Source organism: Ruegeria sp. 6PALISEP08 (assembly GCF_001238295.1).
GTDB lineage: Bacteria > Pseudomonadota > Alphaproteobacteria > Rhodobacterales > Rhodobacteraceae > Ruegeria.
The window spans coordinates 292,090-315,921 of record NZ_LGXZ01000005.1 but is presented as its reverse complement, the minus strand read 5'-3'; the positions used below and the strand labels follow the sequence as shown (position 1 = coordinate 315,921).

Here is a 23,832-nt window from a genome sequence, read left to right as displayed (position 1 = left end):
AGCAATCGAGTTTGCTCCGACACCCTGACCGTTGTAAATCAGGCCGATGTTCGCACCACCTGCGTCCAATACATACAGGCCCTGTTTTGCATGTTTGAGCGTCGTACCCTGGCCGTCGATATCTGACAACTGCATTTCCGTCGGGATACTTGCTCGGGTGTATGGCTGCGCAACATTTGAAAACTCGATCAACTCCACGTCACTCCCGACAGTGAAGGTAACTCGAGACGTTACATCGAGGAAATCGTATGAAGCTCCGTTGCTAATGAACAAGTAGTTGCTGGCGGCGCTGACAAACCTGACTGCGTCCGTTCCAGTTCCGCCGGAAAACGACCCCCCGTTTCGGTTCACAATCGCTATGTCATTGCCCTGATCTCCAAAGACCTGGTCAGATCCAGAACCATATGCCACGTGGATCGTGTCGTTGCCATCACCGCCATAGATCGTGTTATTGTTGGTTCCGTCAGACAGGGAATGAATTGTGTCGTGCCCATGGTTTCCCCGCAGGGTATTCTGGGCAGTGTTCCCCACGATAATATCGTCACCCCAACCGCCCGAAGCATTTTCAATGGTGGCGCCATGCGCAATTGTGAAGCCGCCTTTGATACCTGTCGCGTACGACATGATGCCACCGCCAGATGTGCTATAGTCCAGCGTCGCGGGCCTTAAGTCTATATAGGCGTTTGAGCCGCCAGTGTGCTGAATGGTATCGTTGCCGCCCGCGTCCCAAATTGCCATGTAGCCTGTTCCCGCTACGTTGGCCGAAGGCAGCGTGTACACATCGTTGCCAGTCTTGTACGAAGTATTCGCGCCGTACATTGCCTGTAGTGCTGCGATATCAAGCGCACCAAACCCGGTGGAGCCTCCATAAGTTGCATTAACAGACAGGCCTCCGTTTTGCGAGGTCCACCCGTCATTGTAAGACATCACGGTATACACGCCCTGATTGAGGTTGCCGACCCCAAATGAGTTGAAGGCCGAAGTCACACCGCTCATCACGGTTGTTCCCAAGCTGGTATCGTGTGGGTGACCAAGTCCTAAAGCGTGGCCCAACTCATGGATTAGCGTGGTAAAGAAAAACCCGCCCGGATCGCCATTGCCGCCAGAACCTGCGGTAGCAGTCCAATAGGCAGTATTGAAAGCGCCTTCAGATGACCTCGAAGAGGGCGTGTAGTGGTAGCCAAGGGTATTTGCGCTGGAAAAAAAAGAGCCGGGGGCGATGACTTCGACAAGATCGGCGTTGCCACCACTGGTTTCGACGAAATCTATGTTGGCAACGGCTTCGATCGTAGCCAGAGCCTTGCGAAACTCAACTTTGTATGCCGAGTTCCAAGCCTGTGTGCCGCTTCTGGCTCCAAATTCATAAGTGATTGTGGTCACGGTTGATGGATTGCCGTCCCCATACGCAACTCCGCCTTGAATCGTGCTGAGAGGAGAGCTTGAGGGAGGTTTCGGTATCCAGGTCAAACTAGCCATTTTACTGCCTTGAAATTCGTCGATTCTTTTCGCGCTGTAGTTGCTTACCCAAGTTGTTCTTATTGTGGCAAGCGCAAAGAAAGTTCATGAAAACCAACACTCTGCGAAACAATTGCAAACACGATCTTTCTCAATTGAGCTGGTGTTGCAGGAACACAATCGGCACGAAAGAACAGTCCATGTCAACCAGCCAAAGACATTGTTTTGCGAGACGCCTGTTTCACACAATTGTGAACGCGGCTAAGGACGAAGCCATCACATACCTTGATGTGTGCCAAATCGACCCTGTGCGCGATGCCAAGCATCTGTTGCAACCAAGTTGAAATGTCATTGGTTGTGCAAAGTAGAAATGTCCCAGGTGTAGAGGAACGGCAGTTTAGCCTGCCAGAGTGGAGACCTCCAACATCGGAGCTCTGGCAGGCTGCGAAAGCCTGCTTGCGTTTCCGGTCTGCGAGGGAATTCCAGCCGGGGCTTCGGCGCAAATGATCTCGACGTTTGGCTCCGCCAGTGCGCGGCCGAATTGTGTCATGCCAGTCATATGTTTGTTGGGCTTGGGAACTCGAAAGACGGTGTGTGTCTCACTGTAGAATGCGACGGGACGTCCGTGCTTTAGCAGGTAGCGCTCCAAGGCTTCGAAGTAGCTGATCGTGCTTTCGGAAGTCACAAATCGCAGCTCCATCAACGTGCTGGACGCGTCATCAATGAAGACGAGCAGGGTGCAGGGGTCGCTTCGATCCTCGAGCCATAGGTGATCCGAACCATCAATCCGCATCAACTCGCCATAGCATTCACGGCGCAAACGCGGCTGGTGGAAGGTCTGCCGCTGTTTGCGCGACAGCCAAATCCCGTCTTCAACCATCCATTTGCGAAATGTCTCGCGTGAAACCTTGAACCCGCGATGTTCAGCCCTTGTCTGCGGCCAACGTCGTCCCGAAATCCGCATAGCTTTCTTTGATCAACGCCAAGGCATAGTCGCGCTTTGCCTTGTGAATCTGATTGTTCGGAGGTTTGCCGCGCGCCTTGTGCTGGATCGCAGCTGCTCCAACCGCGCGATATCGCTTCAACAGCCGACACACTTGGCGCCCTGTCAGATCCAGCAGATTCGCCACATTATCAACTGTCAGCCGGCCATCATCGACCTGCGCCAACACCTCTACGCGGTTCAACTCACGCTCGCTCATCATCACCCAACCCATGTCCGCTCGCCCTCAATGACTTTTGAGGGTATTGTGACATTCCTGAATTGCTCATGGGTGACGTTTTAGCTTTGCGGCTACAGTTTAAAAACTCTCATAATAAACATTATGTTAAATACCGAGTGCCGACAATCAGCCTAGGAAACCGTCGTGCTGAGGGACCAGATCACTATAGTATCTGCTCGTCAGTGAAAGCGGTCGTTTTCTTCTGACCGGCCTAGGCATGAAACACAATCCGCCTTTGCCACGAGAATTGGAAAATGGGAGCGCATTCCGCAGTTACTCGCCCGGAGGAGACCGTGGGTGCAAAAATCGAATGGCTGTTGCGTCTCCATTCAATCCGACAACAAAGCGATGATCATATCGGTCTCGGGTCTTCGGCGCGATTGCGGTGGTACTCGGACCATTAGGGAAAGACCTGTTGGGCAGGGTTGCGCACGTGCAACCGCCAACGCATGGGATGTCAGAGCCTCTTCGAGCAGACACAGATGCCCCATCAACACGCCTGCCCCGGCCTTGGCCTCTTCGACTGCAAGACTATAAAGCGAGAACTGCGGGCCTGCTTTGGCATCAGTCAGGCGGTTTCCTGTGCTGTTTGACCACGTGACCCAATCGTCATTCCAAACCTGATCATGCAACAGCGGGATATCCTGAAAACCGCTGACGCTCTGCACACGATCCAAAAGAGTCGGTACACAGACCGGAACGATGATGTCCTCACAAACGGCGATCTGGTCCGGCGACCCGTCCGGCGCGGCAAAGAAGATCGACAGATCGAACAGCTCGCGTGACAGGCTTGGTGGGGTTTCCATCGCGGTGACCGAAAAGGCGATGTCGGGAAACTGCGCTCTGATTCTGCGCAGCCGTTTCGGGAGCCAGAGTTGGGCAACAGCAGGCAGGGCTGCGATGTGAAAATCGGCCTTGGGTTTGAGATTGCGTAGAGCGCGGGCAGCATCGGCGAGTTCGTCAAAGGCCGCTGAAAACCCATCGACCAGAGACTGTCCTTCGGGCGTCAGGTCGACCCCCTGCGCGTTGCGGTGAAACAGCGGTGTACCAGCCCACCCTTCCAGCGCTTTGATATGTTGTGAAATCGCGCCAGGCGTGACGTTTAACTCTTCTGCCGCCGCCACGAAGCTGACGTGCCGGGCCGCGGCTTCAAACGCGCGCATGGCGTTCAACGGGGGACCTTTGGGGCGTTTGGGAGCGACGCTCATTGAAATAGCCGTAGTTTTTCTACGCCAAGAAATAGCAATTCTGCTTTGCGATGTCACGCGGCAGTCGTCAGACTTAAGCAAACAGGAGGATTTCATATGACACTTGCACACAGAGACTGGGTGCCTGCTCACTGCGAAGCCCGGGTTCAGGACATCGTTGCACAGGCTGCATCGGCAACGTCTGGGGAACTGTTGGCCCAGATCACACATCTGGCGGAAGAAAACCGCCGTATCCATGAGGCCGAGTGCTTTAACCTGAACCCGGCGACAAATGTGATGAATCCCAGGGCCGAGGCGCTTTTGTCTTCGGGCATCGGGTCGCGCCCCTCGCTGGGTTATCCGGGCGACAAATATGAAATGGGACTGGAGGCGATTGAAGTGATCGAGGTCATCGCAGCCGAGCTGTGTGCCGAGGTGTTTGATGCCAAGTTTGCCGAGGTGCGGGTGCCGTCGGGCGCAATTGCCAACCTCTATGGCTTCATGGCGACCTGCAGGCCAGGCGACACGATCATCGCACCGCCCGCATCGATTGGCGGGCACGTGACCCATCATCTGGCGGGTTGCGCCGGGCTTTTCGGGTTACGCAGTATCGAGGCTCCGGTCAACGCGGACGGTTATACCGTCGATCTGGATCAATTACGCAGTCTTGCGAAGGCGGAGCGTCCCAAATTGATCACGATTGGTGGCAGCCTAAATCTGTTTGAACACCCCGTGGCTCAGGTGCGTGCCATCGCGGATGAAGTCGGGGCCAAGGTCATGTTCGACGCTGCCCATCAATGCGGCATCATCGCCGGGCGGGCGTGGTCCAACCCGCTGAAGGAAGGCGCGCATTTCATGACCATGAGCACCTACAAAAGCCTTGGCGGGCCTGCGGGGGGGCTGATCGTATCAAATGATATTGACATCGCTAAATCGCTGGATGCCATCGCCTTTCCCGGCATGACGGCAAATTTCGATGCGGCCAAGACCGCCGCACTGGCAGTCACAATGCTGGATTGGAAGGATTTTGGTGCGGCCTATGCCAAAGAGATGATCGATATGTCAAAAACACTGGCTCAGGCGTTGGACGCATTGGGCGTACCGGTTTTTTCCGGCGCAGACGGATTCACTGACTCGCACCAGTTTGCCGTTCTGGCAGTGCCTTACGGTGGCGGCCAGGCAGCTTCCAAACAACTGCGTCAGAACGGCTTTCTGGCGTGTGGAATCGGTTTGCCCGTCGCCCCGGTGGACGGTGACATGAACGGCCTTCGGATCGGCACGCCGGAACTGGTCCGTTGGGGCATGACCACGGGTGATGCTGATCGCTTGGCCGAGTTGATCAAGCGCGGTCTGAGTGCCGAAAACACTCTGCCCGAGGTTTCGGCCTGGCGCAATGAATTTAACAGGCTGCATTTCGTGAACGCGTGACTGAAACGGCCTGTTGTACCATCGTTCCGGATTGCAGCGTTGTTGCGCTTAGCGGTCGTCAACGACTGCTGTGTGACCTTTTGACGTTGGCCTTGCCATCATATTGCAGGCGGTTGCCAGTGAAGCGTTACAAGCGTCTACTTAGATCGGAGGAATATTGACAGCGCAGAGAGGCATCGGAGAATGTCCGAGAGGATCGACTCTGCAACCCTTTAAAATCAGACGCTTACACATATTGTTGGTGCGGGTGGAGGGACTTGAACCCCCACGCCTTGCGGCGCCAGAACCTAAATCTGGTGCGTCTACCAATTTCGCCACACCCGCAACCATGCGCCTCGGCGCCGGAATGATGCGCTCATAACAAAGCTTCTGTCCGAGTGCGAGAGGTAAATTGAGCATTTGAGGAAGTTTTGTTGCTCAGGTTTTGAGTGTAGGAATCTTTGAATTTGAGCCGCCAAAAGGCACTGAAACTGTGAGAAATCCTGCAGTGGGTCGTGGTGTTCGCATATGGCTGCAATGGTGGTCCCTGACCCTGTTCTTGCACGACTATGGGAATCCGATCGATTGACATGTTTTCTTCTTTTTTGCTGAAAACGGGCCCTGTGCGAAAATCGGCAGGGATAGTTCGAAAGACGCGTTTACGTTGAGTGATGGCCTATTATTTAGTCAAAAATGAATATTGGCGAAGCGAATGGGCGATAAAAAGGAGACCTTTGACTTAAGGTCCAGTACCTGACGTTGCCGCTCGCGGTTCGTCACTAACTATTCCTATAACAATATGCATTTTATAGCTTTTCCCGGCTATACGCGCCGCTCTCAAGGAAATTGCACTGAACGGCTGTTGTGAATTTTCTGTGCCCACAAGCTGTGATGTTTCCAGCGACGGTACTCGTATGGGTTGAGACATTCTTATGGGTGGGCCGCCATGAAGCCGCCACATTTCAACCGCCAAAAAATCTTATTCGCGTCAAAATAAGACCGCCTTGAAGGGTCTTCTTGTTTGATAGGAGTTAATGAGTCTTTTTCGCCACTTTGGCACCGGTACGAGTTTTCTGCTCAACTCCAGTACAAGGTTTTCTGCTGTGACCGATATGAACCCTACCGTTGCCGCCGAGCAAGAAGCTGTCTTCTTTGCTCGCGAGAGCTTTCTTGGCGAGCTCAAGACCCTGAACCGAGATCATCCGAATACCGGCTTTGGTATTTCTCTGCACACGCATTCCGGAGAACACTATCTGCTGGCCAATGCACGTATGCCTTTACCTGCCGTAAAATCCGAAGGTTTCCCGACCGGGCGCCGCGTTGCGCGACTTGAAAACGGCGACCGCTTCAGCTCGATTGAAGTGCTGGCGGATTCCAAAGCCTACGAAACCATTTCTCCGTGTGCCGAGGCCGAGATCCTCGGTAACGCACTGGATCTGATCGCACGTATCGACACTCTGACAAGCATCCCGTCTGGGCGCGTGTCACACGAACCCCAGATTGCTGCTACGGGAACCGGAGGTTAAGCATGGCGCGCAACGATCACCTTTTGTCTGTCGGCAACGAAGCATTGGCCCCGATGACCTCTGCCATGTCTTCACTGACGACGCAGATCGATCACTTGACTGAGGTGGCTGATGCGCGCTCCTCGGCACGGCTGGCCACCCTCAAGACGCGGATGGAAAACTTCACCGCCAGCATCACGATGGTGGGTCAGGTCAAGGCAGGCAAATCATCGATTGTGAACATACTGGCCGGGCGCCCTGCCCTGCTGCCGTCGGATGTCAACCCGTGGACGTCTGTGGTCACGACCCTGAATATCAACACACGCCCGCCAGGCGATACCAAAGCCAAGTTTACATTCTTTGAGCAGGAAGAATGGGACAATCTGATGGTCGGCGGCGGTCGTCTGGGGGAGCTGGCGAACCGGGCTGGCGCAGATGATGAAATGGACGACATCCGCCGTCAGATCGGTGAGATGAAAGCCAAATCCGAAGAACGCCTTGGCAAGCATTTTGACCTGATCCTCGGCCAAAGCCATCAATACGATCACTTCGATGAAGAACTGATCAAACGCTATGTGTGCCTGGGCGACGAAGACGATCCGGATATCGACCCGAAAACCGGTCGCTTTGCTGATGTCACCAAGTCGGCTGAGCTGTATATGGATATCCCGCAATATCCGATCGCTCTCAAGCTTTGCGATACACCCGGCGTTAACGATACATTCATGGTGCGTGAACAGATCACGCTGCGCAGTTTGCGCGGTTCTGAGGTCTGTGTCGTGGTTCTGGCGGCAAGTCAGGCGCTGACTACGATGGATATGGCCCTGATGCGTATAATCGCGCAGTTCGAGAACCGTCAGATTGTCCTGTTCGTCAACCGCATCGACGAACTCTCGGATCCGGTTAATCAGGTGCCGGAAATCCGCGACCGCATTCAGGACACGCTGAAACAGAACAATATCGATACCAACACCAGCGTCGTCTTTGGCAGTGCTATCTGGGCCGAAGCAGCCCTGACCGGCAATCCGGATATTCTGACCGAAGAGTCGCGTGAAGCCCTGAATACCTTCTACCTGGCGGCCGGGTTTGGGGATCAGGCGGCCTCACTGGACAAAATCTGGGCACTGTCCGGCCTGCCCGATCTGCTTTTGGCCATCAACGAACGTATTGCCGAAGGGGCTGGGTCTCGACTGATGAACCGTGTGCGCCACCGGGCCCGAAACATCGCCAGCCAAATCCGCGCGACAGCGGTCGCCAAAAACCTGTCCGACGGCGAAGGCGTCGCTCGGGACCTAGACGGCGTGTCGCCCGAAGAGGCCATCAACACGATGTCGGCGGAATACGATAAGAAAGCTGCCGAATTGACAAATGCGTTGCGCGACAAGGTGTTGGAGCGTCTGAACTCGGCCGAAGCCAGCTTTGTCAAACGCGCTACGGACTCTTTGATCGCGCATCTTGAGAAGAATGGCGAACAAGGCACCTGGCAGTATGACCCGGCGGGTCTGCGTACCCTACAAAAGGCCGCCTATTTCAGCTTTGCCCGCGCTATGCGGAAAGACGCCGGGGCTCTTTATACCACAGCTGCTGGTGATGTTGAGGCGCTATATCATAAGATACTCGGCAACCACCTGGGTGAATTCAGCATAGAAGCGCCCATCGTGCCTCGCGTGCCTCCACCACTTGGCATTGGCCGGACGATTGCTCTGGACTTGCAAAGCACCTGGTGGCGGCGATGGTGGCAAAAGCGCAAGGGCTTTGAAGCATACGCTGCGGATTACACGCGTTTGATCGCGTCTGAGGCAAATTCGATCACCAAGGACATCGAAGAAAACCAAGTCGCAGCAGTGTTGGAAAATGTCCGCGCGATCCTGACGGATTTTATGCGCGAACAGAAAGAAACCTTGCTGAGCATCTCGTCGACGGCTGATAAGAACGCAGGTCAGACTGCGGCGGCGATGGCGGATTTACAGCCCCAGAAATCCAAGGACGAGATTCTGGGTGACATCCTAAAAGATCTAAGCAACGAAGCGGCATAAGTAGAAAAATGGCAAAAGATACACAATCACGCTTTGTTTCACCGAAGGCTTGGGAACGTATCGAGCAGTGGTCCCGCCGTAAACCGGTTTTCGCTCTGATGGGCGAATTCAGCGCCGGTAAGTCTACGTTGATGAATTTTCTGTTGCGAACGCAGACCTTGCCGACGCAGGTCACTGCAACACAACTGCCTCCGGTCTGGTTCAGCTGGGGTGATCGTGCACCCTATATCAAGCGTCATGATGGCTCTGTCGAAACTATAGAATTGGACGATCTAGAATCTATTGGTGTCAATGACGCGCAGTTTATCCGCGTATTCCTTGAGGCCGATATCCTTGAGGCGGTGGATCTGATCGACACGCCCGGAATCTCGGATCCTAAAATCTCGACGGATGTCTGGCAGCGGGCCGTGGGTCAGGCGAATGGCGTTTTGTGGTGTACCCACGCGACCCAAGCCTGGCGCGAGACAGAGCGTGCAACATGGGTATCCCTGCCTGAACGTTTGCAGCACAATTCGCTGCTATTGGTCACTCGCGCGGATGCTCTGAATCTCAAGGACCGTCAAAAGGTTCTGCGCCGCGTGAACCGCGAGGCCGGGCATCTGTTCAATCGATCTATTCTGTTTTCTGCTCGGGATGCAATTGTCGCGCGTGACAAGACCGGCGACGCAGAGATGTGGTCGCGCAGCGGTGGTGGCAAGATGATCGACAGTTTCCTGGAGATCACAGAGCAGATCATGGACAATCGTGCCGATCAACTGGCCCGGTATCAGATTGACAAAAGCCAGTCAGACGCCCCGAAGGTGCAGCCCATGCGCCCTGCACGCTCATCGGACAGTGACGCGCAGGTCGAAGCCGCGCCTTTGCGGTTGGTTAACCCGTTGGAAACAGACGCTCAGCCCGCGCAGAACGACACCGCGATTGTCACCAGCTTTCCTGTTCGGCCTGCGCGCGTGGAGCGGCGCTCGGATGAGGCCGAACGCGTGCGGATCGACGCTGAAGAAGCTGAACGTATGCGGACCGAAATGGTTTCGGAACCGGACTCCCTGCCCGAAGAGCCGGATACAAGCGATGATTTGCGCGCCTTCTTCAGGGACACGTCGAATGATCCTTTGGAGCTGACCAATGTGGCCGGCCTTGAGGATGCAATCGACGAGTTCGAACTGTCAGACGAAGCGGATCTTGATGACGAGATTGATGATCTGTCGGAAGAGGCGGCTGACGTAGAGGTGATCGAGGCGCAAGCTGACGAGATTGACAATACCGATGATGTTCTGACCTCGCTTCACAGCACTTTGCGAGACGTCCCGGTCGACACAGATGTCTCGGACGATAAGGCTGAAGAGATCGACGAGCGCGAAGATCGCGGCATCGAGGTTTCGGTATCCTCTATCGCAGCTTTGATGGCGGCTCAGCCCAACATCACTGCTGAAGACTATGAACCGGAGCCCGAGAACAGTGGTTTGATCGAAGCGGCTCTGTCAGATCGGGTGGATGCAGTCGATTCAAATGTCGCGGCGCTGGGAGATCTGCCGGAAGTTGCCGTTGGATCCCCTTTAAGTGCAGCCGCAATGTGGCGGGAAGTAGCAAGTAGTGAAGACTTGCCTGAAGATGCAGATGGCTTAAAAAATGTGTTCAAGGCATTTTTGGCTGAGTTTGATCAGATCGCAATCGAACACAGCGCGAAGCAGACGAAGGAAGTACTGCAATCCATTCCAAAAGCAAAAGAAAGTAGTGCGGCGGAATGGCATGTGTTGTAGAGATCGTCGAATCAGGAAAATGGTCAAACCTATAGGGATAACAAATAGTTAGATGTCAATTCAGGAGGCATTGAGCACGGCAATCGAAAAGATACCCGACTGCGTTGCAGCCGGGTATGTCGATATGGAAACAGGGATGCTTCTGGGGAGTTGCGTCTCGGATCCGGAATGCGCCGAGTCTTTGGACATATTGGCAATCGCTGTGGCCAATCTTTTTCAAGGGCGCGGGGTTGCCGCGTTTGAAGCGCTAATGCGTCAGACTGGACGCGACGATGCGGAGAATACAGGGTTTGGGGAAATCGCTGTGTTCTCGAAAGATCGCCTGAACATTTTTTTGCGGACCAAGGAATATCCTGATCATGTGGTCTGCTATATCTGCCGCAACAGCGCAAATGTGGGATTGGCGCTGACAAAATCACATCTCAGTCTAGGGCCGGTTGCGGCCGCAGTCTGAACGGGACCAGAGGGGGTCACGGTATGATGGACACTGACATTCTGGGCATGCTCGAAGATATCGGGCGGTCTTCGGTGGCACGGTTGTCGCCAGCTGTGATGATCACGGGGGACTCCGCTGTGTCCCGGCGCGCGGCAATCCTGCGCGCCATTCGCGGTACGGTCCTGCCACGTCGGTTAGAGTTTACAGCCGCCAATGGGGCGTGTCTGGCACTTGAAGTGAACAGCTCGCGGGTCACGGACGTCTTTCAAGTGCCCGATGGGCCGACGCCGGATTTCGAAACCGAAACGCGTGACGCACTGGTTGAAAAGTTGGCGCAGCTGGTGTCAGACATCGCAAACGCCCCTGCCCCGCTTGAGCTGATGTCGGGTAAGCCGGATTCAGCCCTTGAGGCCGACGATGTGGGTTTGACGTTCAGCGAAATCGAAAACGCGTGCGCTGCCATAGATATATCCGCTGAACCGATTGTTTCGGTCGTGCCAGACATCGACGCGCCGGAAGAGGATGAACCGTCCACGGTTGAAGATCGCCCAGCCAACTTGGCCCAAAAGTTCTTTGATCATGCGGGCCGCTTCGCCACAGGCCGTATGTTGATCGACGGGACAAGCAACGCCGCTTTGGCTTGCGAGGGTTCCTGTCAACCTTCCCAAGACATGCATCCCGATCAGGAGGTTTTGGCACGTTTCGTGGCTGATCTTGCAGGTTGGGAGAACGATAGTCAGGACGAGTTTGACAGCCCCCATCTCATTGTCATGCGACCATCCGGCGGAAAAGGCGCGGGAATGGCGGTGCTGAGCGACAGCGATCAGATAGCGGTTGCTGTCCACGATGCGCGCAAGTTGGGGGCGGTCGTCAATCTGTGGACCTCTTTACAGGGGGTAGCTGAATGATTGCCTCCATAGCATTCAAATTTTCGATTAATTCAATCCGTTTTAGTGTGACCAAGGTAGTGAGTAATGAGTGATACACATCGCCGCGAGCTTATACGCATCGCAGAAGACATGAATGAAACCAGCAATGACGAAACGCGGCATTTCATTTCGCGCATCATCGGAGATCTGGGAAACCTAAAGCCGTCAATCGCATTTGTAGGGCAGATCAAGGCAGGAAAATCACGTTTGATCAACGGGTTCACCGGGCAGGCTGAATACCTGCCGTCAGACGTCAACCCGTGGACCACCGTGATCACCGACATGCATTTCGGGCATCCCTCTGGTCGGACCGATGGGGCTGAATTTCATTTTTTCGACAATCACCAGTGGCAATCCCTGATCGCCGAAGGTGAAGAACTGCGCAACATGTTCCCCGATGACGAGGACAGCTATAAGCGCGAGATGATCGAAGAACAGGTCGAGGCCATGAAGACCCGGGCACGCCTGCGTCTGGGCGACAGCTATGAACAGCTGTTGGGACAACACCACGATCTTGATCAACTCAACTCGGACGATCTGGCGCGCTATGTATGCGCCGGAGATGATCCTGCCGAAGATGGCGGTGTCGATCCGGGCAGTGATCGTGGGCTTTACAGCGACATCACCCGCAAGGCTGAAGTCTATTTCGACATTGGACATTTCCCGTTCCCACTAACCGTCACGGACACACCGGGGGTCAACGATCCGCTGTTGATCCGCGAAGAGATTTCGCGCCAGTACCTCAAGGAATCCGATTTCTTCGTGGTGGTTCTATCCGCGCATCAGGCGTTGTCACGCGCGGATCTCAAACTGTTCCGCCTTATGCAGGCGCTTGAGCTTGGTCAGATCGTTGTTTTCATCAACCGTGTCGATGAACTGGGTGGCGGGCCCGAAGACGCGACCAAAGTGCGTCTGGATGTTTTAGACGGGCTGGAGAAGGCGCTCGGCAATTCGGACATCGACGTTCTGATGGGCAGCGCTCAATGGGCTCATTATGCGCTGACCGGCGACGAAACCGGCGTGAACCATGACCATGTCCTGGCGTGGCTGCGGGCGCACCCGGAACAGATGCAGCAATACCTGAACGGCGTTGCCGAGATAAAGCAAGGCCCCGGGCCGATCAGCCGTGAGGCCGTGTTGCGCTTTGCAGCAATGATCGCTTCGGGACTACCGGATTTGCGCCGTCATGTTACCAAAGCTCTGACGGACGGGCCTATTGACGAACACCTTCGGATGGCGTGGCAGCATCTTGACAGTTTCGCGCGAGGCGAGCTTGAGCGGTCCCAGGTTCATCTGCGGGCGCTGCAAGATGAAAACAATTCCGACGCACGTAGCGCAGATGACAGCGACAAGACCCTTGGTGAGTTGCGCAAACTGATTGCCGATAAGACACAAGACATTACCCGGGACATGGATGATGTCCTGTCCAATCTGCGCGGGGTAATGGATGATACAGTCGCTGAATCCGTCTCGGCCGTAGTACGTGGACCGAATGGTCAATCGCCTCTTCTGGCCAAAGGGGGTGCGACCGAACTGAACTTTACCCCCCTGCGGGAACACATGCGGGAACTAATGCAAGGCGCGTCGCAAGTGGTGCGCCAGCGTATGCTGAGCGAGCTCTATACCATCGATATGCAATGCAATGCGGCTTTGCGTGCATTGCCGGGTTGGCAAGAACCGGTCGATAGTCGCATGAACACCAGCGCTGTTCGTTGGTTCCGACCCGATACCACTGCGCTCACCCGTGGAATTACGGTCGAGTTGCGTGTAAACTGGCTATCGCGCCTGATCTCGCGCAACAGCGTGGTGACGCGGGCAGAACGGATGATCGTGCAAGAGTTCGAGCTGATCGGCGACGACCTGATCGACACGACACGCGACAACTTACTGGAACGGCTGAATACAGTTTTGGATCACTACGTGGCCCTGTTGGCGGGCCATTTCGAACACCGCTCTGGCGCGGGTGAATTGAATGCTCAGGCCGAAGCACAAACTGCATTCGACCGGGCGCGCCGCATTGCTACGGATCTTGAAAGTGTCTTTGGAACAGGCAGTGTGGACGAACGACTAGCAGAGGCTGCGGAATGATTGAATTTCCCGGAACCGAACAGGAAGTGCGCCAGCTGGAGCGTTTTCTGACCGCGACTGAAAAACTGTCATCGGATGCAAAGTTGGAGGGCATGCGCGCACGGGCTCTGGCCCATGCCGAGCGGCTGTCCAACGCGGTCAATATCGGGTTTGCCGGGGAATTTGGCGCGGGCAAGTCGAGCCTGGCAAATATGCTGGCCGGTGCAGATATTCTGCCCACAGGCCCACAGCATCTGAAACTGCCGCTTGTGATCGTGGCTTATGCCGATGTGCCTGAGACGACCGTGGGCTGGTGGAACAAGGAACCCAAGACCTATTCCGGGATCGCGCTTGAAAAAGCGGCGGCGGATGAGCCGGATTTCATCTCGGTGGGGATCAACACGCCTGCCCTCAAGGAAATCTCGCTGTTTGATCTTCCTGGGTCGGGTGCCTTGGACGATACGTATAAAAAAACTCTGGATCTGCTGAAGTTCGTCGACTGCGCCATCTGGTGCACAAACGGTACAAATGCATGGCGCGAGACTGAGCGCCACTTGTGGTCGAAGGTGCCGCCTGAACTTCGCGCGAACAGTCTGTTGGCTGTTACTCATGCCGACCTGCCGCCGGTACAAGGGTCACTGGACCGTGTTCTGGCACGTCTCAACAAGGAAAAAGATGGGATGTTCCGTGAGATTGTGCCGATTGGTACCCCGGTAGCGGTCAAAGCGATTGCTCAGGAGCCGGAACCTGACTTTGCTCTGTGGGAGACATGCGGCGGACAGAACCTTGCCGAACAAGTTCTGGATGCAGCGTCCAATCGGAGGCGCAGTGATCTGGATGCCGCTCGAAAGGATTTGCAGCAGGAGTTCCTGCCGTACCTCGAAGAGCTTGAGGGTCCCGAACCTGAACCGGCCGTTTCTGAAACACCTGCGATGCACGCGACTCTGGGCTCGGCCCTGCCGCCATTGAACAATCCCATCCTCGAAGATTGGCTGGCCGCAATTGCCAGCATTTATGAAGACCTTCGTGAGTCGTCCAACATCGAACCCGCAGCATTTTTGCATAGCTGCCAGGAGATCGTGGAAGACTTCGCTGAAAGGCTGGAACAAGGGGGGGAGATCGACCCCGACGCAGATTGGATTCCGGCGGAATTCGAGAAGGCAACGGACCTGTTGTTGCTGCTGCAATTTGAAAGTGGTGATGCGCCTTTGAATGACGCGATCAGCATTCTTGCGCAGCTGGGTGACAACCTTGCCTGGGCCGGCAGCACAGTTGCCGCAGCGCAATCCAAAACCGGCACTTAATAATTTCTCGTTAAGATTGAGCGCGACTCAGCGATTCGAAGGGCCGAGGAATCGGCCCTTTATTGTTTCGAATTCGTAGACCAACCACTGGATTTTGGGGTTTACGTTTTCACTGATACCGTCTTGTCGATCAATATATAGTATCATTACAACCGCAAAGCACAATATAAGCCAAAATTGAAAAAACGGTCCATAGTGAAGCCACGAGGCGGCCCCAATAAAGTCAAATTTGAACCGTCTAACCGTTCTCAAGTGTCCTGCGGTTGTTTTGGTTGTGAGTTCGTGGGCTGTCGGCCCTGTTTATTTAAGCCGCAAAAAACGAGTAAAACGGGCGGATTGAAATGAGCCACAACCAGGCTGTCGGTGCGACGCACGACGAACCAAAAATTGAAGGATTGCAACCTGGCGCGAAATTGTTGCGCGGGCAGTATGAAATCCTTCGCTTCCTAAGCAACGGTGGATTCGGAATTACCTACCTGGCGCGCGACAGCCTGGAGCGCGACGTGGTGATCAAGGAGTGTTTCCCCGGTGCCTTGTGTCGCCGAAACGGTGATTTGGTCGAGCCCAATGACCTGTCTTACAAGGAAGATCTGCGGGCTATCATTGATCTGTTCATTCTGGAAGCCCGCAATCACGCACGCCTTGTGCACCCCAACATCGTCGACGTGCATCAGGTGTTTGAAGACAACGACACCGCCTATATCGCGATGGATCTGATCCGTGGTTGCGATCTGCTCGATTACGTTGAAAACCCTGAAAACGACACGGGCCCTGACTTTATCGTGCAGGTCACGGAAAAGATGTTGTCGGCGGTTTCGTTTATTCACCAAAGCGGCATGCTGCACCGGGACATCTCACCGGACAATATTCTGATCGATGAGAACGGTGATCCGGTCCTGATCGACTTTGGCGCAGCGCGTGAACAGGCGGCCAACAAATCTGCGGCTCTGCTAACCCTGCGTGTCATCAAAGATGGTTACTCTCCGCACGAGTTTTATGTCCGGGGCGCGGAACAAGGACCGAGCAGCGATCTCTATGTTCTGGCAGCAACTCTTTACCACGCCATCAGTGGCGAACGCCCCGTAGACGGGCAGAGCCGTTTGAACGCCTTCAATAACGGGCAGGACGATCCCTATGCCCCGCTGACGGGACGTTTCGAGGGATACCCCGAAGGTTTCCTTGAAGCGATTGACAAGGCGATGGAGGTTCACGCCACGGACCGTTTGCAGACAGCGCTGGACTGGTTGCGCATGTTCCGTGGCCCGGGTGTGATGTTCGACACCTTCGCCTATCGTCCGGTTTCGGTGATCGTCGGTATGGACCGCAAGGACAAGGAACAAGAAAAAGCACGCATCAAAGCTGAAAGCGAAAATGCCGAAGCGGTTGTGACGGCCCTTCTGGCTGGCAATGCAGATATCGTTGTTGGAAACGACGAACAGAAGAAGAAAGAAGAACTCGCTAAGATTGCGGCAAAGGAAGAGGCTCCTGTTGCTGTCGATACCGTTGTTCAAAGCGGCTCAGGTGGAAGCGGTAAAATGATCGCCGGAGCGGCCGTCGTCGCAGTTGCCTTGGCGGCAGGTGGGTTTTTCGTCATTTCAGGGGACAAGCTAGAAGAAAAGGCCGAGACCCCGGTTGAGCAATCCGTGGTGGATGTTCAAACTGCCGAAACGGAAGCACCCGTTGCGGAGGAGGCTTCCGCCACTGAAGCGCCTGAGGCCGTAGTGGTCTCGGATCCTGCCCCAGTGCTGTCAGAGCCTGTCGAGCAGGCACAAGAAGACGCTGCAGAGCCCGTTGCCGTGGAAACAACACCCACAACAGAAGAAACGTCGGCGGTTGTGGCGCAGACGGCAGAAGCACCAGAAACCGAAGCGGAACCCACGGTGGTCGCAGACTCCGCAGTTCCTGCGGCCCAACAGGTGTCCTTTGCCCACTGGGATGTGGAAATCCCTTTCCAGACGTCTCAACGTCGCGGCTCGACGGGTCCGACAATTGCAATCACCGGGATAAACTCCAATCAGGATATGAGTGTGGTTGGCGAATGGGTGCAGCGTGGAGCTGTAATCTTTACCCTCAACGGCAAACCTGTGCGCCAAGATGTATCCTTCGCTGCGCAAGTTCTTGACACTCTGAGCATTGATCCCGACGGCTATACCCGAGTGGCGGCCCGCTATCGTCCGCTTGGACAGACCCGGGCTCAGAATGGTCTGCTTGCCCTTCCGGTGATGCGGTCCGTGGGGTTGGAGAACGGCTATGCCTTCTCAGTGAGCAGTTCGGGTAACGAAAGTTGGCAGACAGAAGTCACGTCCGTTCCGGGAGATTACGCGGGCGGCTTGCAACAAGGCGATATCCTACTGAGTGAAAGCCAGACGGGAGCAAATCTGGACGGTTCAGACAGTCTTGACGCAATGCTGGTCGAGCTTGTCTCAGAAGGCCGTGCGGTCGCCCAGCTGACCGTCCTGCGAAATGGGGTCGAGACGAACGGAACCATGCCGCTTGCACAGGAGTAATCTGACCGGTTCGTTGTGATCTGCCAGTGTGTGTTTGCTGAGGGTGGCACCCAATTCTGCCACCCCGGCGGGAACCGGCCCGCCGCAGAATGTACCAGTTTTCTTGAGTATTCATCGAGTATCTCTGTGCCGTGAGCGCGGGGATAAGTAGCAGCCCCTCGGCACAAGTTGTTCGTGCCGCCAAATTGAAGGTGTCGACACCATGTTTAAATACAAAAGCCCTCTGAGCCGGCTTCTCGAAGGTGCCGGCAAGACCAAAGAAGAAGATACGTCTGAAAAGGTGGAGGCGACAGAAATCGCCGCGTCTGAAGAACAAAAGCAAGAGCCGATCGCGGACTTCAACGCGCTGCGCGCTGCATTGGCCGGAGGGAACACGACATCCGAACCGTATGAAGAAACGGATGAGCTGATCCCGGAAGAGAAAATGCCAGAGTTCGATGAGGCTGAGGCCACTGAGGCGGAAGAGCCCGTTGAAGAGTCCATCTTTGCCGAAGCGCCCACCGACGAAGACGACGCGCCGGCGCTGGACTCGGCAGTTGAAAACACGGCTGATCCGATTGAGGACGAACAGGTTATCACCCTGCACGTGGCTGACGAACCTGTCTCGGCCCGGGTAGAAGAAGCCACGGAACAGGTCGAACCTGAAGTTGCCGAGATGCAAGACACGGCAGCCGAGCCAGCGGTAGAAGCCGAGGTGGAAGACCTGCAGGTTCAAGAACCCGAACTGGTTGAAGAGATCGTTGAGCCTGTTGCTGAGACTGCCCAACCTGCCCCTGCTCCGGAAGAAGATCGCCGCTCGCGCGTTAAGACAACCTTCCTGGGTTTCGAGCGGGCCGATACACATGTGCAAGACCTGATCGAAACCGCAGCACCCGTGGCAAAAACGGAAACCGCGCAAAAGACTTTCCCCGTTGGCTGGCTGGTTGTCACTGCTGGTCCCGGACGGGGTGCTAGCGTCACACTGACCGAAGGTCTGATGCAGATCGGTCGCAACGACGACCAAGCTATTCAGCTGGATTTCGGCGACACCGGCATTTCACGATCGAACCATGCCGTCATTGCCTACGACCCTGAAGATCGCAAATGTTATCTGGGTCATGGCGGCAAGGCCAACCTTGTGCGCCTCAACGGCAAACCCGTGCTCAGCACTGTTGCCCTGTCAAATGGTGACCTGATCCGTATCAGCGAATCCTCTCTTCGGTTCATGGCCTTCTGCGACGAAGGTTTTGATTGGCGGGATTCTTAATAGATGCTGGCGACCCCGGCATATGATGTTGCGCTGATCCTGAACCAAGGTCAGCGAGAGACGCAGGAAGACGCCATTGCTGCACGCATGTTTGATGCGTCCGCTGCGGGTTACGTCGTAATCGCGGACGGAATGGGTGGTCATGACGCAGGTGAGGTCGCGTCAGAAATGGTGGTCGCAGCCTGGCGTGACGCGCTTGACGTCGAGCTTGAGGCCGAGATCCTAAATGAGAGATCCGCGATCGATGCGCTGCCCCTGGCCGCGATGCAGGCCAATGCCGCGATCGCCACTCATAACGAGGAACAGGGCGAGAGCTTCAATATGGGCGCGACCCTTTTGGGCATCCTGTTGCTGGGGCATCGCGTTTACTGGATATCGATCGGGGACAGCCCCCTTTTCCTGTTCCGCGATGGGACGTTGTCTCAGGTAAACGAAGATCACTCGATGGCGCCCGTGATCGACGAAAAACTGGCTGCCGGAGAGATCACCGAAGCTGAAGCCAAGCATATGGACCGAAACCAGCTGACCTCGGTCATCATTGGTGGTGGCATCCCCAAGGTGGATTGCCCGGAAGAGCCGTTGCTGGTGTCGCCGTCTGACATCCTGATCCTTGCCAGTGACGGATTGCAGTATCTTGGCGACAACGAAATTCAGTCAGTTCTGAAGGAACACGGGCAGGCTCTTGCTCAGGACATAGCCGAAGCTTTGCTTGCGGCGGTCCTGGCCAAAGGCGATCCGGATCAGGACAACCTATCCATCGCCGTCGCGAAACTCACAAGAACTTAAACAGGCTAAGCAACAGGACCCATGAGAAAAAATCTTATCATATCCAGCCTTGCCCTCGCAGCGGCCACCGGAGCTGCTTCGGCGCAAGAGGCGTGTTCAAGCTATGAAATTCAACGCGGCGATAGCCTGCGGGAGTTGGCAATCGAGGTTTATGCGACCGAAGATTTTCGCATTATTTTCGATGCGAACCGCGATGTCATCGGCTCTAACCCCAACATCATTCGTGTCGGCGATCTTCTGGAACTGCCCTGTCTCGAAGATGTCGGACGTGCTCCGGTGCTAGCCGATACCGAAGCAGAACGGCTGGCAGCTGAAATGGCGGCAGAGCTGGTGAAGGCCGCCGAGGAACGTGCGGAAAAGGCCGTTGCCGAAGCTGAAGCCCGCGTTGCGGCTGCGGAGGCCGAAGCAAAGAAGGCGAGTGAAGAGGCCGTTGTTGCAGCACGGGTTGCAGCGAAGGAAGAAATTGAGGCTGCCCGGTCGGAAGCCGCAGCTTTGATCCGAAACGCCGGAACGGGAGAACGCCCCGAAATTCGTGATCGTCAGTTGCTGCTGATCACTGGCAGTAACTACGCTCCGTTTACCGATGAATCGCTGCCGAACCGGGGTCTGTATACGCATCTGGTTGAGACAGCCATGTTTCGCGCCGCACCAGAGCAAGCCTACAAGATTCAGTTCGTGAACGACTGGTCATCGCATCTGGACTTGTTGATGCCGACACTGGCCTTTGACGGCACCTTCCCGTGGTCGCGCCCCAATTGTGAGGAAGCCGCGGCACTGTCGGAAAGCGACCGTAACCGGTGCGAAACCTACAACTTCTCAAACCCATTCTATGAGGTCGTGGACACGTTCTTTGCTCGTGAGGGATCAGGATACGAGCAGACGTTGACCTATGCCGACTTTGCCGGAACGACGATCTGCCGCCCGGAAGGCTGGTCACTGTCTCATATGGACGTGGTGAACCTATACGAGCCGGTTATCAAACTGCTACGCCCGACTTCGCCGGATGATTGCTTCCACGCCCTAATGGAGGGCACTGTCGATATCGTAGCAATCGAAGCGCATCTGGCGGCCGAAGCCATCGATCGGCTCGGATATCAACACCGGATTATCGAAAACCCCAACCTGGCGGCCATCAAGTCGCTTAACGTCATGACCCACAAAGATAATCCTGACGGGGAAGCGATCCTTGAGACGCTGAATCAGGGTCTGGCAATCATGCAGCAATCGGGCGAATGGCGCGACATCGTGTCAACTGCCCTGCGTCATCAAATGGAAAATGGATAAGGCCCCGATCTGGCCTGACAAACTAAAGTCTGGAGGAAGTGGACATGTTTAACGAGAAGATGAAGAAGGTAGCGCTTTCAGCAACCGCTATTACCGCTCTGAGCGCGGGTGCCGCGGCGGCACAGGAAGCTTGTACCAACTATACCGTACAAGACGGTGACACAATGGCGACCATTGCCATCGCGGCTTATGGAACATCGAACTATCAGCCGATCTTCAACGCGAACCGGAACGAAATTACGAACCCCAACGCTCTTGAACCGGGTTTGGTTCTGGCCCTGCCTTGTGAAGACGGAAGCCTGCCGAATGGTCAGACCGCACAGGAAATCATCGCGGCTGAAGAACAGCGCGCGGCCAGCGTCAAGCGTTCGAGCGTTTACCAGCCGCCAATCAAGCTGGTAACCGGCAACGGCTGGGCCCCTTTTGCGGATGAATCGCTGAACGGTGGCGGTGCGATTACACGCTTGGGCACCACAGCGTTGCAGCGTGGCGGAAACGCGCGTGATTATTCTGTCAGCTTTGTGGATGACTGGAACTCGCACCTTGAAACCCTTCTGCCGCTTGGTGCCTTCGACGTTTCCATGGCATGGAACATGCCGGACTGCACCAATCGCACTTATGAATGGTCGTGGGAAACCGAAGTGCGCTGCACTCAGTTCGACTCGTCCGTACCAGTCTATGACATCGTGGTCGGTTTCTACACCATCCCCGAAAGCGACTTTGCTGGCGCAACAACCTTTGAAGAGCTGAAAGGCGCCACGATCTGCCGTATGGATGGATGGTTCATTCATGACCTGGAACAAGAAGGTTTGCACAATGGTGAATCCATAACTCTGATGCAACCGATCACCGCGCGGGAATGTCTCGATGCGGTACTGACAGGCACTGCGGATGTTGCAACCTTCGAGGTTCAGCTGTTCTCGGACACTATGGTTGAAATGGGTCTGAACCAGAACGACCTGGTCGAAAACCCATTCGTGACTTCGCTGTCTTCGCTGCGCTTTATCAGCCATCGCAGCAATCCGTTTGGCAAACAATATCTGGCGATGTTGAACAAGGGCCTGAACGAAATGCGCGAATCCGGTGAATGGTATGCGGTCGTTTCCGACACGCTGCGCGAGCATAACGAGAAACTGATGGCAGCTTCGAACTGATCCCTCGGTTCAGCTGAAACTCTGGGGCCGGTGCTTGAACCGGCCCTTTTTTTGTTTGCTGAAGCAACAGTTCTCTCAGAATGACAAAATTTTGCCGTTTATCTGCTTCATAACGGTCGAATACGCGCTTCACTCTGAATCCGAAGCGCAATCATCTTTCCCTTGGTGGGACTTAAACAGCATGAGCCACGCATGATAGAAGGTGCATTGGATCTCAGGAAAAGGTCGGCGACTCCGGTCAATAGGCCGGGCTTGGACATCGCTGTTATATTGCCCTGTTATAACGAGGCGGTTGCCATCGGCGAAACCGTCAAGCAATTCCGGGCGGCCCTGCCGGACGCGGTCATTTACGTCTTCGACAATAATTCCTCGGATGAGTCTGTCAGAATAGCTGAAGAAGCGGGCGCCTTGGTCTTTTCCGAACCCTATCAAGGCAAAGGCAATGTGGTGCGCAGGATGTTTGCCGATGTGGATGCTGACGTCTACGTTATGGCCGACGGGGATGCGACCTATGACAGTTCAGCAGCACCAGAGTTGATCAACCTTCTCGTGTCACGGAATCTGGATATGGTTAACGGTGCGCGTGTGAATGACGAGATCGAAGCGTATCGGAGAGGCCACAAATTCGGAAACGCATTGTTCAGCGGCCTAGTGAAGTTTTTCTTTAAGAGCAAAATCAACGATCTGCTCTCGGGCTATCGCGTTTTCAGCAAACGTTTTGTCAAAAGTTTCCCTGCGGTTTCGAACGGATTTGAGATTGAAACCGAGCTCACGGTCCACGCAATGCAGATGCGTATGCCGATTGGAGAGGTAAAGACCCGGTACTTTTCACGATTGCCGGAGTCAAACTCCAAATTGGCCACCTTCTCTGATGGTTGGCGTATTCTCAAGATGATCGGCCTGCTGATCAAAGACGAAAAACCTGTTCCGTTTTTCTTGTCTTTGGCTTTGTTGGTCTTCCTGCCTTCCCTCTTCGTCTTTGTGTCCGTTTTCCGCGAGTTCCTGGAAACCGGGCTTGTTGAACGAATCCCGTCTTTGGTCGTCGCTGTGTCTGGATTCGTTGCCACGATGTTGTCGATTGTATGCGCACTCATCTTGCAATCTCTTGCCCTAGCGCGAAGAGAAGCGCGCCGCCTGTCTTACTTGCGATATGAAGGTGTGGCGGCTTCTGGTGTTGGCCGAACTATGTCATCTGCCGTGAAGGCCGAAAGACGCCGGTTCGGCTGAACGACTGAGATTTTCAATCCCCGCGGATGAAAGCTGGCGATGTTCCGTCGCCGTCGAGGTAGGCGTGCGTTGTGCGCCATAACATGGGGCTACCATCAGAATTGGCGATCTCAAAAAAGCAAATGACCAGCACCCCAAATGCTGGTCATTTTCTGAGTGAGTGATATAGCCCGAGGGCCTCACCAGTGAAATTCCGTGTTACCACAGGATTACCTTGGCTTGCATTTAACCGCTATTGGGGGAATCCCGTAGGTTTGAGAAATTTCTCTTTAAGCTCAGAAAAAATGGAAAAATGTTGAGACAGGTTTCCTAGTTTGCTTGA

Annotated in this window: 16 protein-coding genes, 1 tRNA gene and 1 pseudogene; 14 read left to right on the top strand and 4 right to left on the bottom strand. The window is 55.0% G+C overall.

The window, feature by feature from the left end:
* The 3 genes and pseudogenes from ALB80_RS10075 to ALB80_RS10060 form a co-directional block, all read right to left on the bottom strand.
* Window positions 1–1,380 (bottom strand): M10 family metallopeptidase (locus tag ALB80_RS10075; RefSeq protein WP_050603919.1); only part of this gene is annotated, 1,380 nt, incomplete at its 3' end.
* Window positions 1,381–1,950: 570 nt separating this feature from the next.
* Window positions 1,951–2,672 (bottom strand): annotated as a pseudogene (locus ALB80_RS10065) (ISNCY family transposase); the annotation flags it as partial.
* A 335-nt stretch (window positions 2,673–3,007) separates the two neighbouring features.
* On the bottom strand, window positions 3,008–3,886 hold the full coding sequence (locus tag ALB80_RS10060; RefSeq protein WP_050603917.1) for a LysR family transcriptional regulator: 879 nt from the start codon (window positions 3,884–3,886) through the stop codon (window positions 3,008–3,010).
* A gap of 96 nt (window positions 3,887–3,982) precedes the next feature.
* On the opposite strand from ALB80_RS10060, the gene glyA reads away from it, so the two are divergent.
* Window positions 3,983–5,293, top strand: a complete 1,311-nt coding sequence (gene glyA / locus ALB80_RS10055; protein ID WP_050603916.1) for a serine hydroxymethyltransferase — start codon at window positions 3,983–3,985, stop codon at window positions 5,291–5,293.
* A 239-nt stretch (window positions 5,294–5,532) separates the two neighbouring features.
* Here the strand turns inward: glyA and ALB80_RS10050 are convergent.
* A tRNA-Leu gene (locus tag ALB80_RS10050) sits at window positions 5,533–5,617 on the bottom strand.
* A gap of 689 nt (window positions 5,618–6,306) precedes the next feature.
* On the opposite strand from ALB80_RS10050, the gene ALB80_RS10045 reads away from it, so the two are divergent.
* The 13 genes from ALB80_RS10045 (at window position 6,307) to ALB80_RS09985 (ending at window position 23,510) form a co-directional block, all read left to right on the top strand.
* A complete protein-coding gene (locus tag ALB80_RS10045) occupies window positions 6,307–6,798 on the top strand; it encodes a hypothetical protein (protein ID WP_253276851.1) in 492 nt (163 codons plus the stop codon).
* A gap of 2 nt (window positions 6,799–6,800) precedes the next feature.
* Complete coding sequence (locus ALB80_RS10040; protein ID WP_050603915.1) at window positions 6,801–8,813, top strand: dynamin family protein; 2,013 nt, start codon at window positions 6,801–6,803, stop codon at window positions 8,811–8,813.
* 8 nt (window positions 8,814–8,821) lie between these two features.
* A complete protein-coding gene (locus ALB80_RS10035) occupies window positions 8,822–10,570 on the top strand; it encodes a dynamin family protein (RefSeq protein ID WP_050603914.1) in 1,749 nt (582 codons plus the stop codon).
* 70 nt (window positions 10,571–10,640) lie between these two features.
* Window positions 10,641–11,024, top strand: coding sequence for a hypothetical protein (locus ALB80_RS10030; protein WP_253276850.1), 384 nt, complete (start codon window positions 10,641–10,643; stop codon window positions 11,022–11,024).
* A gap of 23 nt (window positions 11,025–11,047) precedes the next feature.
* Window positions 11,048–11,914, top strand: coding sequence for a hypothetical protein (locus ALB80_RS10025; RefSeq protein WP_050603912.1), 867 nt, complete (start codon window positions 11,048–11,050; stop codon window positions 11,912–11,914).
* A 66-nt stretch (window positions 11,915–11,980) separates the two neighbouring features.
* On the top strand, window positions 11,981–14,023 hold the full coding sequence (locus ALB80_RS10020) for a dynamin family protein (protein WP_050603911.1): 2,043 nt from the start codon (window positions 11,981–11,983) through the stop codon (window positions 14,021–14,023).
* Window positions 14,020–15,306 carry a dynamin family protein gene (locus ALB80_RS10015; protein ID WP_050603910.1) on the top strand — a complete coding sequence of 429 codons (1,287 nt, stop codon included), beginning with the start codon at window positions 14,020–14,022 and terminating at the stop codon, window positions 15,304–15,306. Before ALB80_RS10020 ends, ALB80_RS10015 begins: the two co-directional genes overlap by 4 nt.
* Window positions 15,307–15,647: 341 nt before the next feature.
* Window positions 15,648–17,813, top strand: coding sequence for a serine/threonine-protein kinase (locus ALB80_RS10010; protein WP_050603909.1), 2,166 nt, complete (start codon window positions 15,648–15,650; stop codon window positions 17,811–17,813).
* Between the two features lie 202 nt (window positions 17,814–18,015).
* Window positions 18,016–19,059 (top strand): FHA domain-containing protein, encoded by a 1,044-nt coding sequence (locus ALB80_RS10005; protein WP_050603908.1) that lies wholly within the window; start codon window positions 18,016–18,018, stop codon window positions 19,057–19,059.
* A 3-nt stretch (window positions 19,060–19,062) separates the two neighbouring features.
* A complete protein-coding gene (locus ALB80_RS10000; RefSeq protein WP_050603907.1) occupies window positions 19,063–19,845 on the top strand; it encodes a PP2C family serine/threonine-protein phosphatase in 783 nt (260 codons plus the stop codon).
* 21 nt (window positions 19,846–19,866) lie between these two features.
* Window positions 19,867–21,129, top strand: coding sequence for a transporter substrate-binding domain-containing protein (locus ALB80_RS09995; protein ID WP_050603906.1), 1,263 nt, complete (start codon window positions 19,867–19,869; stop codon window positions 21,127–21,129).
* Window positions 21,130–21,173: 44 nt separating this feature from the next.
* The gene (locus ALB80_RS09990) at window positions 21,174–22,283 is read left to right on the top strand and encodes a LysM peptidoglycan-binding domain-containing protein (RefSeq protein WP_050603905.1); all 1,110 of its coding nucleotides are present in this window, start codon (window positions 21,174–21,176) and stop codon (window positions 22,281–22,283) included.
* Window positions 22,284–22,535: 252 nt separating this feature from the next.
* Window positions 22,536–23,510 carry a glycosyltransferase family 2 protein gene (locus tag ALB80_RS09985; protein WP_253276849.1) on the top strand — a complete coding sequence of 325 codons (975 nt, stop codon included), beginning with the start codon at window positions 22,536–22,538 and terminating at the stop codon, window positions 23,508–23,510.
* The last annotated feature ends 322 nt before the right edge of the window (window positions 23,511–23,832 follow it).